Origin of the sequence: Thermococcus gammatolerans EJ3 (genome assembly GCF_000022365.1) — an archaeon.
Classification (GTDB): Archaea; Methanobacteriota_B; Thermococci; order Thermococcales; family Thermococcaceae; genus Thermococcus; species Thermococcus gammatolerans.
On record NC_012804.1, the window covers coordinates 1,586,338 to 1,600,245 of the forward strand.

Here is a 13,908-nt window from a genome sequence, read left to right on the forward strand (position 1 = left end):
GGTCTCACCCCACCGATCTTATCCTTAAACGTTGAAACTCCGATTTAAGCCTTTCTGTGAGGGCGTAATCAGGAAACAGGGCGGAGTATTCATTCAACAGAACCCCTATCAGCGTCAGTTTTCTGGCATCTGGATCCTTTCCAAGGATGTTAAAAGCCTCATAAAAGAGTTTTGCAGCGTCGCTTCCGCTCTCATCGGTTTCAAGGGCGTGCTCAAGCTCCCTGAGGAGCACTCTCCATCTCAGCTCTGGGACGGAGTTTAACATTGAATACGCGCAGCCCTCGCCGAAGGGTTCCTCATCGGGACAGTCAAAGTAGAAACCCCTCTCGTACGCTATTTTAACCGCCCGAACGTGCTCGCAGTTGCCGCCCAGGGGACACGTGCAGAAACTCGAATCCCCGTTAACTTCAACATAATAGGGATAGTCATCAAGGACCTTACCGTAGAGTCGATTGCCGGATTTCACGACCCAGAGAACCCTGCCGGAGTAGTAGAGACCCTCCCCGTCCATGATAACCACAGAAGTTAGTAAGAAATGCCATTTAAAAAGCTATCGTAGGGGGAATAAAAATCAAAGCTCAAGGCTGAGCCTTCTAACGACCGGGTTCTCAGCCTCTTCTGGCTTTATCTCTTCGATGCTCTCAATCCATATCTTGGTCCTCGGAACGCGGTGCTTGCTCCCTATCTCGGAGTAGACAAGCTCCTCGACGTGCTCCGGCTTAAGAGCACGGTACTCCTTGGTGAAGGGCTGCTTGAGCTTACCCCTCTGGAAGATTCCCTTAACGCGGTAGACCTTGACCTCCATTTCCATCCCTCCTTCAGCGGGCCTTTGAAGGCGAACTTTTAAGCTTTATCCGAGGAAGCCCAAAGCTTCTTCAATCTTCACTATCTCGGGGCCTGTCGTCAGGTGTCCGACGACGACGCCGTACGAGTTGGCTATCATACACGATCCGACGAATGGGACGCCCATGTTGGCGGTTCCGACGTATACATCGACCTTGAAGAGGTCGCTCAGCCACTCAAGCTCCTCGTCGGTCGCCTCTGGGTGCACGAGACCGCCTTTGTTCGTGACGACGCCAACGCTTCCAACCGCTGTATAGTCTGCTATAACTCCCCTCTCGACGGGGACACCGAGTATGTCCTCAATCTTCCTCGCCTCTTCCCTCGTGAAGTCCTTGCTGACCAGAGCACCTTTGTCGTTGGCCAGAATCAGGTTCCCAAAGGCGGTGAGCCTGCTCTGGAAGGGGACGACCTCCATGTCAATTCCGTACTCCCTGAGCTGGGCGTTTATGAAGTCGAGCTCGGCGTCCCAGATGTACCAGGGGACTATGAGCGCGTTGGAGTTTCCCGCCACGAATATGCCGACGATACGCGACTTCATGACGCTCGTCTCGATGAGCGGGACCTTCAGAACTTCCCTAAGGGTGGCAAGCTTCTTCTCGCCGAGGCCCTCTCTAATCACCGCTACCCTGTCGGTGGCGAAGCCGTAAACGCCGAGGTACGGGGAGTTTTCAAAATCGAGCCTCTCGATGTGCATCTCTTCACCTCTAAAAAGTGGTTAAAATCAGGCCAGAGAGACCTTCGCAACCCTCTTGCCGTCAACTACCTCGACGACGACCTTAACGCGGAGCTTGTTGGGTGGTTTCTCAGCCCCGCGCTCCCAGAGCTTCTCGTTGACGGCCGGCTCGAGCTTGACCTCCTCGGCCTTGGCGTGCCTCGCTATCCACTCGCGGACGAATTTGGCCGCTCTCGGGGCCCTCTTCCAGCGTGGAACGCGCTTCTTTATCTTTCTGATAGGAACGACGAATATGACCTCCTGACCGGGTTCAATTGGCATCTACACCACCTCACTCCTTAAGCTTTGTTCTCCTCCAGTGCCTCCTCTTCGGGTGTGTCATAACTTTCCTGTTGGTCTTTACGATAACCCAGACGGGAACGCGCCTGTTCTGCTTAGCGGCCTTAGCGAGCCTCAGCTTCTTTGCAAGCGGCTTGTTTCTCGCCATGGCTACACCTCCCGGTTTGCTAAAGTCATCGTGAATGCCTAACGTTCCTTCCGCTACCCGTTTTTAAGCTTTTTTGTGAAGCTTGAGAAAAGTCCAAAGAAAATGGAAGGAGCTCAGAATATCAGCGGTGCCCTGTACTCGCCCCAGACCTCGCGAAGGACGTCGGTAACCTCGCCGAGGGTTGCGAGATGGCGGTGCGCCTCGATGATGTAGGGCATGAGGTTCTCGTCCTCGGTTTCGGCCGCGTTCCTGAGCTTATCGAGGGCCTCCTCGACCTTCTTGCTGTCCCTCTCGGAGCGGAGCTTCTTGAGGCGCTCAATCTGCTTCTCGCGGATGCTCGGGTCAACCTTGAGTATCTCAACCTCTATCGGCTCGTCCGTCTGGAACTTGTTGACGCCGACGATTATCCTCTTGCCCTCTTCGATTTCCTTCTGGTACTTGTAGGCGGCATCGGCAATCTCCTTCTGTATGTAACCGCGCTCTATGGCCCTCATCATTCCGCCCATCTTCTGAATCTTCTCGATGTACTTCAAAGCCTCCTCGTAGATGTGGTCGGTGAGCCACTCGATGTAGTAGGCACCTCCGAGCGGGTCAACGGTGTCAACGACACCGCTCTCGTAGGCGATAATCTGCTGGGTCCTCAGGGCAATTCTCACGCTCTTCTCGGTCGGGAGGCTCAGCGCTTCGTCGTAGGAGTTGGTGTGCAGGCTCTGTGTTCCACCGAGGACGGCAGCTAAAGCCTGAATGGCAACGCGGACGATGTTGTTCTCGGGCTGTTGAGCCGTAAGGGTTGAACCTGCGGTCTGGGTGTGGAAGCGGAGCATCATGGAGCGCGGGTTCTTGGCGTTGAACCACTCCTTCATGATGTAGGCCCAGAGCCTCCTCGCGGCCCTAAACTTCGCAATCTCCTCGAGGAAGTTGTTGTGCGCGTTGAAGAAGAAGCTCAATCTTGGAGCGAACTTGTCAACCTCCATACCGCGCTCGATGACAGCCTTGACGTACTCTATACCGTCAGCCAGGGTGAAGGCGACCTCCTGGACCGCGTTGGCCCCGGCCTCTCTGATGTGGTAGCCGCTTATGCTTATCGAGTTCCACTTGGGAATGTTCTCGGCGCAGTACATTATGATGTCCGTTGTAAGGCGCATGCTCGGTTGCGGCGGGAAGATGTAGGTTCCCCTCGCTATGTACTCCTTAAGGATGTCGTTCTGAACAGTTCCGCGGAGCTTCTCCTGGGGAATCCCCTGCTCCTCGGCAACCAAAATGTACATCGCGAGCAGATTAGCGGCGGTCGAGTTAATCGTCATGCTCGTTGAGACCTTGTCGAGCGGAATGCCGTCGAAGAGAATCCTCATGTCCCAGAGCGAATCAATGGCAACTCCAACCTTTCCGACCTCACCTTCAGCCATCGGGTGGTCGGAGTCGTAACCGAGCTGTGTAGGCAGGTCAAAGGCAACGCTCAAACCCGTCTGCCCCTGCTCAAGGAGGTATTTGTAGCGCTTGTTGCTCTCTTCAGCTGTAGCGTAGCCCGCGTACTGTCTCATCGTCCAGAAGCGACCGCGGTACATGGTCGCGTAGACGCCGCGGGTGAACGGATATTCTCCTGGGAAGCCGAGCTTCTCAAGGTAGTCCCAGTCCTCGCCGAGGTCAGCGGGAGTGTAGAGCCTCTTAATCTCGAAACCGTCATCGGTCATGAACTTCTCCTTTCTCTCGGGTCTCTTCTCGATGAACTTTTTGACCGTGGTCTCCTCCCAGCGCTTCTCCTCCTCGCGAATCTTGGCGAGCTTCTCCTTATCGAAGGTCATATCAACCACCGCTTAGGGTAGGGTGGGGAACTATAAAAACCTTTTACATAGCGAAAGGAAGCATTTGGCATTGGATAAAAAGTCCAGTTTGAGATGTTCGAAAACCTGACAAAACGTCGAGTAGAGAAGGGCATCGTTTTGAATATTGTTCCGAGTTGGAGCAAAAAACCTAATAAACAACGAATTTCTAAACGGAAAATTGAAAACTTTGCGGAGGTGGTGGCGTGCAGACCGTGACAAGGAGGGCCAGCTCCAAATGGGTAACCGGGCTGAGACCCAAACTGGAGGAAGCCTTCTCGCGCGGGGCCTTCGAGGGAACTCTCGTTGGGAAGGCCGAGCTCAGGGGGCTCGACATGCTGGAGGTCGTTGAGGTAAAGCTCGTCCCCGGAAAGCCCGAAGGGCCGTCCTTCGAGGTCTCGGGTAGAATCGTGACGTTCAAGTTCCCCTTGGAAAAGGGACAAAACTTAGAGGACGTCTACTACCCCTTGATGGGCATGCTCAACAGGGTCTAAAGCTTTAAGCTCCCTCCCCAAGTTTTTCTGATGCTCGTCAAAGGTATCGGCCTCGACAGCTCGGCAAAGCTGGCCTTCCAGAGCCACGCCCACAGCGACCACTTCGTCAGCGGGGAGGTTATCTTCGCGACCAGGGCGACGAAGTTCCTCAGCCACCTCCGCAAGGGCGGGTTCTACCGTGAGGTAAAGTTCAGGAAGACCTTCTACATCGGCGACGTTAAGGCGAAGCTCTATCCAGCCGGCCACATGCTCGGTTCGGCTGGAATAAAGCTCTGGCTCGAGGCCGGAACGCTCTTCTACACCGGCGACACCAAGTGGTTCAAGCTAAGAACTGCCGAGAAGAGCCGCTTCCCGAGGGCGGACTTTCTGGTAATCGAGGCTACCTTCGGCGTCCCCGCTTTTGCGTTCCCCTCCCCTAGGGAAGCGGAAAAGAAGTTAATCTCTTTCGTCGAGGAAGCTCTCGACAGGGGAAAGAAACCGGTTCTCTACGTCAACCAGATGGGGAAGGCCCAGGAGGTTATGAAGATACTCGACGTCCACGGGATAACGGTCAGGCCCTCGCGCGAGATGCTGAAGGTTGCGAGGGTGTACTCGAAGTTCGGAGTCCGCTTCGACAACATCGAGAGAGATGGGGAGGTAATCCTTCGCTCCTATCGCTCTCCTAAGGTTGAGAACTCGTTAAGTCCCTGGGAACTGACGGTTTCTGGATTTGGAAGGCTGAAGCTCAGCAACCACGCCGACTTCTGGGAGCTGGTAAGGATTGTTGAGAAAGTCAAGCCTGAGAAGGTATTCACAGTCTATGGCTTCGCCCGGGAGTTTGCTGAAATTCTCAGGGGACTCGGGCACGAGGCCTTTCCATTACTGCCGAACTCGGAGATTAAGGTTTGAACGCCGTTCAATATGCACCCGCTTTTTCCCGTGAACCTTGAACATAGAACGAGATCCGAACCGAAACCTTAATATATTCGGAATTCATCAAAATATATCGAAGAACCTTCGCTATTGGGGTCTATTTGTTAGAGAGGTTGCGGGCACGTGGCAGGATCCCCGCGGCCTGAAGGCCTCAGGCGTTTGGGCATCACAGCTGAAAGGGGGTGATACCCAAGCCACCCCTCCCACTTCTATCATCTGTTTCTTCTGAGCCCTAAATCCCGGCCTTCTGGAGACCATTTTTAGTCACCTTTTGTATGGTAAATCGAAAAGTTTATAAAGGGTTCCTTTTTAGTAACTACTGGTAACCAAAATAAAGGCCGTCGGGAGGTGATGCCCGATGGTCTGGAGAAGGGACCGCTACTGGGACCCGTTCGATATAATGAGGGAAATCCAGGAGGAGATTGACGCAATATTCCGCGACTTCATGAGGGGCCCAAGAATCTGGAGCTACCGCGAGCCCAGGGAGAGCATTGCCATCAGCGAGAGCTGGAGAGAGCCCTTCGCGGACATCTTCGACCGCGGTGACAAGTTTGTCATCACCGTTGAGCTTCCAGGAGTCAGGAAGGAGGACATCAAGCTCCGCGTTACAGAGGACACCGTTTACATCGAGGCCCAGATAAGGCGCGAGAAGGAGCTCGAGGAGGAGGGCGCCATAAGAATCGAGCGCTACTACAGCGGTTACAGGAGGGTCATCAGGCTCCCCGAGGAGGTCATCCCAGAGAAGGCGAAAGCGAGGTACAACAACGGCGTCCTCGAAATCGAGATCCCAAAGAAGAACCCAAAGAAGCCCGAGGGAGAGGGCTTCGAGGTCAAGATCGAGTGACCCTTTCGTTATTTCCTGCTTTTAACACCGGAGGGGGCTCCACCCCCCTACAACCCTCAATAAAGCGATATTTCGATAAAATAAACCCGTCACAATCATCGCTCATGAAAAGGAGGTGGTATAGATGAGCGAGAGGAAGGAAATCAAGCTTAAGGTCGCGTCCGCTTACCAGAGGGACGTTGGAAGGGGAATCGTCAGGATTGACAGGAAGGCTATGCGCGAGCTCGGCGTCCAGCCAGGCGACATAGTGGAGATTATCGGAACCAAGAACACCGCCGCCGTTGTCTGGCCCGCCTATCCCGAGGACGAGGGACTCAGCATCATCAGAATGGACGGAACCATAAGGAAGAACGCGGGAGTTGGACTCGGCGACGAGGTTACTGTCAGAAAGGCCGACGTTAAGGAGGCGAAGAAGGTCATCGTTGCCCCAACCGAGCCGATCAGGTTTGGAAGGGACTTCGTCGAGTGGCTCCACAGCAGGCTCGTCGGCAGACCCGTCGTCAGGGGAGACTACATAAAGGTCGGAATCCTCGGTCAGGAGCTCACCTTCGTGGTAACCGCGACTACGCCAGCTGGAATCGTTCAGATAACCGAGTTCACCGATTTCCAGGTCAGCGAGAAGCCCGTCAAGGAGGTCGCCAAGACCGCCACGCTCGGTGTTACCTACGAGGACATCGGTGGCCTGAAGGACGTCATCCAGAAGGTCAGGGAGATGATAGAGCTCCCGCTCAAGCACCCGGAGATATTCGAGAAGCTCGGCATCGAGCCTCCGAAGGGTGTCCTGCTCTACGGTCCGCCGGGAACAGGTAAGACCCTCCTTGCCAAGGCCGTCGCCAACGAAGCCAACGCCCACTTCATAGCCATCAACGGGCCGGAGATAATGAGCAAGTACTACGGCGAGAGCGAGGAGAGACTTAGAGAGGTCTTCAAGGAGGCAGAAGAGAACGCACCGGCGATAATCTTCATCGACGAGATTGACGCGATAGCTCCAAAGAGGGAAGAGACCCACGGCGAGGTTGAGAAGAGGGTTGTTTCACAGCTCCTGACGCTGATGGACGGCCTCAAGAGCAGGGGCAAGGTCATAGTCATTGCCGCAACCAACAGGCCAGATGCCATCGACCCGGCCCTCAGGAGGCCAGGAAGGTTTGACAGGGAGCTTGAGGTTGGCGTTCCAGACAAGCAGGGCAGGAAGGAGATACTCCAGATACACACCAGGGGAATGCCCATCGAGCCCGACTTCAGGAGGGACAAGGTGATAGAGATACTCGAGAAGCTCCGCGGTGACGAGAGGTTCAGGGACGTTATAGACAGGGCCATAGAGAAGGTCGAGAAGGCGAAGGACGAGGAGGAGATAAAGAGGGACCTCAGGGAGCTTGACGAGAGGCTCTACGACGAGGTCAAGGCGAGGCTCATCGACGCCCTGCTGGAGGAGCTGGCCGAGGTCACTCACGGCTTCGTTGGAGCGGACCTCGCAGCGCTCGCAAGAGAGGCGGCGATGGCCGCTCTAAGGAGGCTCATCAAGGAGGGCAAGATTGACTTCGAGGCCGAGCACATACCCAGAGAAGTCCTCGAAGAGCTCAAGGTCACCAGGAAAGACTTCTACGAGGCGCTCAAGATGGTCGAGCCGTCAGCGCTCAGGGAGGTCCTCCTCGAGGTGCCGAACGTCCGCTGGGACGACATCGGAGGCCTTGAGGACGTGAAACAGGAGCTCAGGGAAGCTGTAGAGTGGCCGCTCAAGTATCCAGAAGCATTCATGGGACTCGGAATCACCCCGCCGAAGGGAATCCTGCTCTACGGTCCACCGGGAACTGGTAAGACTCTCCTCGCCAAGGCCGTAGCGAACGAGAGTGAGGCCAACTTCATCGCCATCAAGGGTCCAGAGGTGCTCAGCAAGTGGGTCGGCGAGAGCGAGAAGAACATCAGGGAGATATTCAGGAAGGCTCGTCAGGCCGCTCCGACGGTGATATTCATAGACGAGATTGACGCCATCGCACCGCGCAGGGGCACCGACGTCAACCGCGTAACCGACAGGCTCATCAACCAGCTCCTGACTGAGATGGATGGTATTCAGGAGAACAGCGGTGTCGTCGTCATTGGAGCCACCAACAGGCCGGACATACTCGACCCGGCTTTGCTCAGGCCAGGAAGGTTTGACAGGCTGATACTCGTTCCAGCGCCGGATGAGAAGGCCAGGCTGGAGATATTCAAGGTGCACACCAGGAAGGTTCCGCTGGCGGAGGATGTCAACCTCGAGGAGCTCGCCAAGAGAACCGAGGGCTACACAGGTGCCGACATTGAGGCAGTGGTGAGAGAGGCCGCGATGCTCGCCATGAGGAGGGCGCTCCAGGAGGGCATCATCAGGCCCGGAATGAAGGCCGACGAAATCAGGAGGAAGGTCAAGGTCACCATGAGGGACTTCGAGGAGGCACTGAAGAAGATTGGGCCGTCGGTGAGCAAGGAGACGATGGAGTACTACAGGAAGATACAGGAGCAGTTCAAGCAGTCGCGCGGGTAAACGCGCGACCAGTGAGCGTAAGCTCACGCAGTCTCGTGGATGACCACGAGACCCAGCGAACGAACGTTCGCGCGGGGCGGGCGGCTGACCGCGTGACACCTTCACATTTTTAAATTTTCCTAAGGCTATCGGTAGGCTATCGGTTTGGAGGTGATGGGATGATCTACGGAGTCCTGCTCAGCATACCCGAAAAGCTGGTGGGAAAATATGAGGATCAGGTCAGGAGGACAATCGGTTACGGAATAGCGAGGGGTGATATAATAAGCTTCACTGAAGCCCGCTACAAAGGAGATATAGCCTTTGTAATGCTCGCCCGCTCAAGAAGGGCCGCTGAGAGAACGTTTTCAGAACTCTCGGAGCTCCCGATCTACGTCAAGGTCATAGAGATCGAGGGCGAGAGCTGATTCTTTAACTTTTTGCCCGGTGAGAAATGGCAAAGGGGAGGAGGGGAGGAGCGTCATGCTATGAGCTCGACCTCGTATGCTATAGCGTTGAACTCACTCATCTTCTCCCTCGCTATCCTCTCGGCCTTTTTGATATCGTTCGCGGGGATAACGATCTCCCAAGGCATCTCTTTCTCCCGATAGTAGAGTATTCTCGCAAGCATGCCATCACCCCCTCTGTATCACTCGGCGTGAAAAGCACTGGAGTTCAATTTAAAAGCTTTGCTGAACATCATTGAACACCAACGAACAGAATTCGGAGAACATTAATGAACTGAAAAGACCCCATAGCCGAGGATGTTCAGCGAACGAGAGGGGAAAGGAGAAGGAATAAGAAAGGGACGCAGAACTAATTCAATCGAGCCTTTCTAGTTCAAAAACCCTGGCGTTTTTAGCTTTAAGCTCCTTTACCGCGATCCTGCGGGCGAGATCGGCGTTTTCAGCCTCAAATGTTATCCTTTCTCTGTGGGATCTTCCCCCGTAGAGAGTCACGGCCCACTTCATTCTCCCACCGAGCTGTTTGTCAATTGTTCAAACTTTATAAGTTTAACGCACCAGATTTTAGACATTTCGTCAAAAAACGAAATCATCGAAGGCCGAGCCGAGAGAGATAGGAGAGCATTCTCTCCACGTCGTTGGTTATAACCACCTCGAAGAGGCCCCTGAGTCTGGCGAGGTTATCCTGAGAGTAAAAGAGTTCTTCGTTCTCTGTCCAAAGAACCACCCTTAGGCCGAGGGAGCGAGCCCATCGAAGTGCATGGAGGGTTTTTTCAAAGCCCAGCACAGGAATGGCCTCCATCGGGACGTTGATCGACCAGAGGTTTAGCTCTTCCTTGAGACGGGGGATTAGGGGAACTACATCCTCTCTGTCAATCAAGAGTCCCATCGTTGTCTCATCATCGAACCTGCGGTATTCTCTGAGGGCTTCAACGTCAAAGGATGAAATCATAATGCGCTGGGGGTTGTTGACCTTCACTATCTCGGCGACCCTCTCAACCGCGTCCCTGTCCTTGAGCTCCACGTTGACGAGTGCGTCCTCAGGGAGAACCTCAAAGACCTCTTCAAGAGTTGGGATCTTCTCTCCTCCACCTATGTCGGCCTTCTTAAGCTCCTCAAGGGTCATTTCCTTTTGCTTTCCGCTCATGTTGCTCGTCCTGTCTATTGTCTCGTCGTGCATCACAATAGCGTTCCCATCCTTAGTTAGCCAGACGTCAAGCTCAACTCCGTCCGCCCCCGCCTCGATAGCCTTCCTGAAGGCGAGCAGACTGTTCTCGGGGAACTTTCCCATACAACCCCTGTGGCCAAGGACTATGATCCTATCCCTCTCCCACATAGAGCGTCGCCTCAACTTCGGTGCGTCTGGGGGCTATAAACTTTTTCAGCCTCGCGGGGTCGTCGGAAATTACCGCATCCACCAAAAGCATGAATTTTGGCACAAGTGAGAGCTCGTTCATCCTGTAGTTCCAGAGCCATACCTTCTTCTTTTTCCTGCGGTACAGGGTGAGAAGCGTCAAAAAGCCGCGGAACCCTATGTATCCGATCAGGTCGAGGGGGACGTGAATGGAGTAACTCTCAAACCCAAGGCTCTGGAAGAGGTTTCTGGCACTCGTCACTGAGAGACCGACTTTGCAGTCCGGACACTCCTTCTTGACCATGTTTATCCAATCGGGGACGTCAGTTGAGATGACGGTTCTACCGAGAATCTTCCGCCGTTCCAGGGAACTGAGAAGGGGCTCAAGCGCATTTATGTCCTTCAGGTCGGCGTTAACGACGCCCGGGCGGAGTTTCAAGACCCGGTCCAGAGTTGGGATCAGCTTTCCAAGGGGATGAAGCTTCACGAGCTCCCCGTAGGTCAGAAGCTCCACACGATACTGCCGACCGTCAACCGTGAAAACTCCCTCGTGAAGGGGAACGAGTTTGCCATCCATCGTTATCCTCACGTCGAACTCTATACCATGACAGTGGTTAAGGGCCCTTCGAAATGCTGGAATAGTGTTTTCCAACGGCCCTTTTGTTCCCCTGTGACCCAATATGAAAATATCTCCAATGTCCCCTTGTGTCATACGTCCAACCGTTCAAACATGCGCTCACAATTCTTAAAAGTTCTTCCAGACAATTTTTCCCGTTATTGCTCTCTAAAATCTTCGGGGGGATGGAACTGTGGAGTTCAAATATTCCCGCATATTCCTGCTCGGCTTCGGTTTCTTTGGTATAAGCATAATATGGGCGCTTTACAACGCGTACATACCGATATTCCTCCAGGACACGTTCAGAATGAACAGAACGGTGACGGGCTTCATAATGACGATAGACAACCTCTTCGCCGTCCTGTTGCTCCCGTTTTTGGGCGCGCTCAGTGACATGACGCGAACAAAGCTCGGGAGGAGAAAGCCCTACATACTCCTCGGTGCCCCCTCTGCGGCTCTCATGTTCGCTCTCATCCCCATAGCCAGGGAGCACGGCAATTTAGCCCTCTTCATGGGCACAATAATCCTCATGAACTTCTTCATGGCCCTCTTCCGCTCCCCGGTCATAGCCTTCATGCCGGATATAACACCAAGCGAAAAGAGGAGCCAGGCCAACGGGATAATCAACTTCATGGGCGGTCTTGGAGCCCTGCTCGCGTACTTCGGCGGGAAGGTCCTCTACGAGATGAACTACGCCTACCCCTTCTACTTCGGAGCGGCGATAATGCTTCTGGCGAACCTTTTGGTTGTCCTCTTCGTGCCCGAGCCAGAGGAGTACAGGGTTCCGGGGGAGGGCATAAGCCTGAGGAAGCTCCTTTCCGAGACTTCCCACAAGAGCTTCGGTGAGCTCAAGGAGAACCTCAAGGACGTTTTTGCAAGCCACGAAAAGAGCCTGCTCGCGATCCTGCTCGCGATATTCTTCTGGTTCGTTGCCTTCAACTCCCTCGAGACGTTCTTCACGAGCTACGTCAAGTACCACCTCTACGGGATCCCAGTTGGCGCGCCGGAAACCGAGCTCACGAGGAAGATCGAGAGCACAGGGGCCTTTATGCTCGGTGTCTTCAGCCTGAGCTTCATGCTCTTCGCAATCCCTGCCGGCTTCATTGGTGCAAGGCTAGGCAGGAAGAAGACGATAACACTGGGCCTTCTCCTGGTCATAGTGATAATGCTCGGGGCATTCTTCATCGGGGAAACCTCAAAACCATCAAGCCCAAGCCTCTCGGATTCAGTAATAATGACCTTCATGGGGCTGTTCTTCCTGGGTGGAATCGGGTGGGCGATGATCAACGTGAACTCCCTGCCAATGGTCGTGGACATGACGACGGAGGAAAAGCTTGGTGGCTACACCGGCCTCTACTACTTCTTCAGCCAGGCGGCAAACCTCCTCGCACCACCCCTCGCGGGAGCGTTCCTTGACGTCATAGGCTACAAAACACTACTTCCCTTCGCAATGGTGTTCTTTGTCTTAGCCCTGATAACGGTGCAGTTCGTTAGGAGGGGAGATGTTGTTAAAAGCACCGGGGACACGTATGATTACATACCCGATATGGATTGAGAGGTGAGGGAGATGGAAAGGCGTTTCAACTGGGGTATTGTGCTCGGTCTCGCGCTGCTTGGGTTCAGCAGGAGCGTTGGATGGGCCATGAACAAGGGGCTGTCATTCCCTCTTCTTTCAAGCTACACCCAATCGGCCCTAGTTAAGGGTACAATCCTGGCCCTTGAGGGCCTGATAGGACTCTTTGTCCCTGTGGTTTTGGGGTATTACAGCGATACCCTCCGCTCCAAGTACGGCAGGAGAAGACCCTTCATAATGATCGGGGGTATCCTCGCGGGCGTGGCGGCACTGATGATATACACCTCGTACGCCCTCGGTGTTCCCCTGGCGGGCTTTGCTCTCTCGCTGGCGTTCTTCTACCTCTCAATGCACCTCTACACGGCACAGTACAGGGCACTAATGCCCGACACAGTGGAGAGCGGTCAGAGGGGGAAAGCAAGTGGTGTCATCACCTTCTTCGAGTGGGCGGGCAACCTCTTCTTCTTCGGTCTGGCAGGCTACCTCGTCGCAAAGGCCGTCTCCATGACCGGAGAGAAAGAGGGGATAAAGGCCCTCATCCAAACTCCGTACCTCAAGATACCCTTCATAATCACGGCGGTGTTCCTCATCGGGGCGGCCCTCTTCGTGTACTTCATCGTCCGCGAGCCAGAAGCACCGGAGATCGAGGAAAACGAGACTCTCGGGGAGTACCTCATAAGCATCGTCGAGAACAGGGACTTTCTGAAGTTCTACACCGCCCAGACCCTCTGGTGGATGAGCTTCGAGTTCATAGGGATATTCCTATACGGCATCCTTGCGTACATACTCTACGGCTCTGCCAGTGAGGAAAACGTAAAGGCAGTTACCTCGCTCGGCCTGTTACTCATGGCCCTGTTCAACGTCACGGTTCTCGTAGGAGCCCTTCCAGGCGGCATAATCTACGACAAGCTCGGAAGACGTTTAAGTATAATCCTCGGCGGCGTTATATTTGCCATTCCGCAGATCTGGGGATGGTTCATCCACACCAAGACCGAGATAACAGTGGCCCTCGGAATAGCGGGGGTCGGGTGGGGAATACTCATGGCCGCTTCCTATCCGGTGGTAGGAGATCTGCTCACAAAGTTCGAGAGGGAAGCTTTCACCGGCCGCTACTACGGCTTCTTTGAGGCAACCCGCTCCCTGCCGGTGCTGCTGGCGGGTATAATCGGCGGTGCCATCGTTGATCTCGCCGGGGAAAACTACAGGGTCCTCTTCCCCATCGGAGCGGTACTTGTGCTCCTGGCAATGCCCATGATATGGTTCATGAAGAACCTCGACGAGACCCCAAAGGCCGAGCCGGAAAGTGATGGGTTGGAGATTGAACTGGAGGTATGAGT

17 protein-coding genes are annotated in these 13,908 nt (G+C 54.5%); 7 read left to right on the forward strand and 10 right to left on the reverse strand.

Annotated elements, in window-relative coordinates; genetic code table 11:
* Positions 1 to 4 precede the first annotated feature (4 nt).
* The 6 genes from TGAM_RS08510 to TGAM_RS08535 all read right to left on the reverse strand — a co-directional run bounded on the left by TGAM_RS08510 (position 5) and on the right by TGAM_RS08535 (position 3,805).
* A complete protein-coding gene (locus TGAM_RS08510) occupies positions 5 to 511 on the reverse strand; it encodes an SWIM zinc finger family protein (protein WP_048811300.1) in 507 nt (168 codons plus the stop codon).
* A 60-nt stretch (positions 512 to 571) separates the two neighbouring features.
* The gene (rpl18a, locus tag TGAM_RS08515) at positions 572 to 805 is read right to left on the reverse strand and encodes a 50S ribosomal protein L18Ae (protein ID WP_015859294.1); all 234 of its coding nucleotides are present in this window, start codon (positions 803 to 805) and stop codon (positions 572 to 574) included.
* A 45-nt stretch (positions 806 to 850) separates the two neighbouring features.
* A complete protein-coding gene (locus tag TGAM_RS08520) occupies positions 851 to 1,537 on the reverse strand; it encodes a translation initiation factor IF-6 (protein ID WP_015859295.1) in 687 nt (228 codons plus the stop codon).
* Positions 1,538 to 1,564: 27 nt separating this feature from the next.
* A complete protein-coding gene (locus TGAM_RS08525) occupies positions 1,565 to 1,837 on the reverse strand; it encodes a 50S ribosomal protein L31e (protein WP_015859296.1) in 273 nt (90 codons plus the stop codon).
* A 10-nt stretch (positions 1,838 to 1,847) separates the two neighbouring features.
* Entirely contained in the window at positions 1,848 to 2,003 is a 156-nt protein-coding gene (locus TGAM_RS08530) for a 50S ribosomal protein L39e (protein ID WP_010477181.1), read from the reverse strand.
* Between the two features lie 113 nt (positions 2,004 to 2,116).
* The gene (locus tag TGAM_RS08535) at positions 2,117 to 3,805 is read right to left on the reverse strand and encodes an acyl-CoA mutase large subunit family protein (protein WP_015859297.1); all 1,689 of its coding nucleotides are present in this window, start codon (positions 3,803 to 3,805) and stop codon (positions 2,117 to 2,119) included.
* A gap of 224 nt (positions 3,806 to 4,029) precedes the next feature.
* Here TGAM_RS08535 and TGAM_RS08540 point away from each other — a divergent pair, with 224 nt between their 5' ends.
* From TGAM_RS08540 to TGAM_RS08560, 5 genes are all read left to right on the forward strand, one after another.
* Positions 4,030 to 4,317, forward strand: coding sequence for a hypothetical protein (locus TGAM_RS08540; RefSeq protein ID WP_015859298.1), 288 nt, complete (start codon positions 4,030 to 4,032; stop codon positions 4,315 to 4,317).
* A 30-nt stretch (positions 4,318 to 4,347) separates the two neighbouring features.
* Positions 4,348 to 5,205, forward strand: a complete 858-nt coding sequence (locus TGAM_RS08545) for an MBL fold metallo-hydrolase (RefSeq protein ID WP_015859299.1) — start codon at positions 4,348 to 4,350, stop codon at positions 5,203 to 5,205.
* 382 nt (positions 5,206 to 5,587) lie between these two features.
* The gene (locus tag TGAM_RS08550) at positions 5,588 to 6,073 is read left to right on the forward strand and encodes an Hsp20/alpha crystallin family protein (RefSeq protein ID WP_015859300.1); all 486 of its coding nucleotides are present in this window, start codon (positions 5,588 to 5,590) and stop codon (positions 6,071 to 6,073) included.
* A 124-nt stretch (positions 6,074 to 6,197) separates the two neighbouring features.
* Positions 6,198 to 8,588, forward strand: a complete 2,391-nt coding sequence (locus tag TGAM_RS08555) for a CDC48 family AAA ATPase (protein WP_015859301.1) — start codon at positions 6,198 to 6,200, stop codon at positions 8,586 to 8,588.
* 158 nt (positions 8,589 to 8,746) lie between these two features.
* Positions 8,747 to 8,992, forward strand: coding sequence for a hypothetical protein (locus TGAM_RS08560; protein WP_015859302.1), 246 nt, complete (start codon positions 8,747 to 8,749; stop codon positions 8,990 to 8,992).
* A gap of 53 nt (positions 8,993 to 9,045) precedes the next feature.
* Here TGAM_RS08560 and TGAM_RS11280 read toward each other — a convergent pair whose 3' ends face one another.
* From TGAM_RS11280 to TGAM_RS08570, 4 genes are all read right to left on the reverse strand, one after another.
* On the reverse strand, positions 9,046 to 9,195 hold the full coding sequence (locus tag TGAM_RS11280) for a hypothetical protein (RefSeq protein ID WP_015859303.1): 150 nt from the start codon (positions 9,193 to 9,195) through the stop codon (positions 9,046 to 9,048).
* 190 nt (positions 9,196 to 9,385) lie between these two features.
* On the reverse strand, positions 9,386 to 9,535 hold the full coding sequence (locus TGAM_RS11285) for a hypothetical protein (protein ID WP_015859304.1): 150 nt from the start codon (positions 9,533 to 9,535) through the stop codon (positions 9,386 to 9,388).
* An 82-nt stretch (positions 9,536 to 9,617) separates the two neighbouring features.
* Positions 9,618 to 10,364 (reverse strand): glycerophosphodiester phosphodiesterase family protein, encoded by a 747-nt coding sequence (locus TGAM_RS08565; protein ID WP_015859305.1) that lies wholly within the window; start codon positions 10,362 to 10,364, stop codon positions 9,618 to 9,620.
* Complete coding sequence (locus TGAM_RS08570; protein ID WP_238516203.1) at positions 10,348 to 11,034, reverse strand: glycerophosphodiester phosphodiesterase family protein; 687 nt, start codon at positions 11,032 to 11,034, stop codon at positions 10,348 to 10,350. Before TGAM_RS08570 ends, TGAM_RS08565 begins: the two co-directional genes overlap by 17 nt.
* 157 nt (positions 11,035 to 11,191) lie before the next feature.
* Between TGAM_RS08570 and TGAM_RS08575 the strand changes: the two genes are divergently transcribed.
* Together TGAM_RS08575 and TGAM_RS08580 are read left to right on the forward strand one after the other, a co-directional pair.
* Positions 11,192 to 12,553 (forward strand): SLC45 family MFS transporter, encoded by a 1,362-nt coding sequence (locus TGAM_RS08575; protein WP_015859307.1) that lies wholly within the window; start codon positions 11,192 to 11,194, stop codon positions 12,551 to 12,553.
* Positions 12,554 to 12,565: 12 nt separating this feature from the next.
* Entirely contained in the window at positions 12,566 to 13,906 is a 1,341-nt protein-coding gene (locus TGAM_RS08580) for an MFS transporter (RefSeq protein WP_015859308.1), read from the forward strand.
* The last annotated feature ends 2 nt before the right edge of the window (positions 13,907 to 13,908 follow it).

Bases quoted from the DNA above. Each gene is read 5' to 3' on its own strand.
- TGAM_RS08510 (WP_048811300.1), bottom strand. From the start codon at position 511: ATGGACGGGGAGGGTCTCTACTACTCCGGCAGGGTTCTCTGGGTCGTG.
- rpl18a (WP_015859294.1), bottom strand. From the start codon at position 805: ATGGAGGTCAAGGTCTACCGCGTTAAGGGAATCTTCCAGAGGGGTAAG.
- TGAM_RS08520 (WP_015859295.1), bottom strand. From the start codon at position 1,537: ATGCACATCGAGAGGCTCGATTTTGAAAACTCCCCGTACCTCGGCGTT.
- TGAM_RS08525 (WP_015859296.1), bottom strand. From the start codon at position 1,837: ATGCCAATTGAACCCGGTCAGGAGGTCATATTCGTCGTTCCTATCAGA.
- TGAM_RS08530 (WP_010477181.1), bottom strand. From the start codon at position 2,003: ATGGCGAGAAACAAGCCGCTTGCAAAGAAGCTGAGGCTCGCTAAGGCC.
- TGAM_RS08535 (WP_015859297.1), bottom strand. From the start codon at position 3,805: ATGACCTTCGATAAGGAGAAGCTCGCCAAGATTCGCGAGGAGGAGAAG.
- TGAM_RS08545 (WP_015859299.1), top strand. From the start codon at position 4,348: ATGCTCGTCAAAGGTATCGGCCTCGACAGCTCGGCAAAGCTGGCCTTC.
- TGAM_RS08550 (WP_015859300.1), top strand. From the start codon at position 5,588: ATGGTCTGGAGAAGGGACCGCTACTGGGACCCGTTCGATATAATGAGG.
- TGAM_RS08555 (WP_015859301.1), top strand. From the start codon at position 6,198: ATGAGCGAGAGGAAGGAAATCAAGCTTAAGGTCGCGTCCGCTTACCAG.
- TGAM_RS08560 (WP_015859302.1), top strand. From the start codon at position 8,747: ATGATCTACGGAGTCCTGCTCAGCATACCCGAAAAGCTGGTGGGAAAA.
- TGAM_RS11280 (WP_015859303.1), bottom strand. From the start codon at position 9,195: ATGCTTGCGAGAATACTCTACTATCGGGAGAAAGAGATGCCTTGGGAG.
- TGAM_RS11285 (WP_015859304.1), bottom strand. From the start codon at position 9,535: ATGAAGTGGGCCGTGACTCTCTACGGGGGAAGATCCCACAGAGAAAGG.
- TGAM_RS08565 (WP_015859305.1), bottom strand. From the start codon at position 10,364: ATGTGGGAGAGGGATAGGATCATAGTCCTTGGCCACAGGGGTTGTATG.
- TGAM_RS08580 (WP_015859308.1), top strand. From the start codon at position 12,566: ATGGAAAGGCGTTTCAACTGGGGTATTGTGCTCGGTCTCGCGCTGCTT.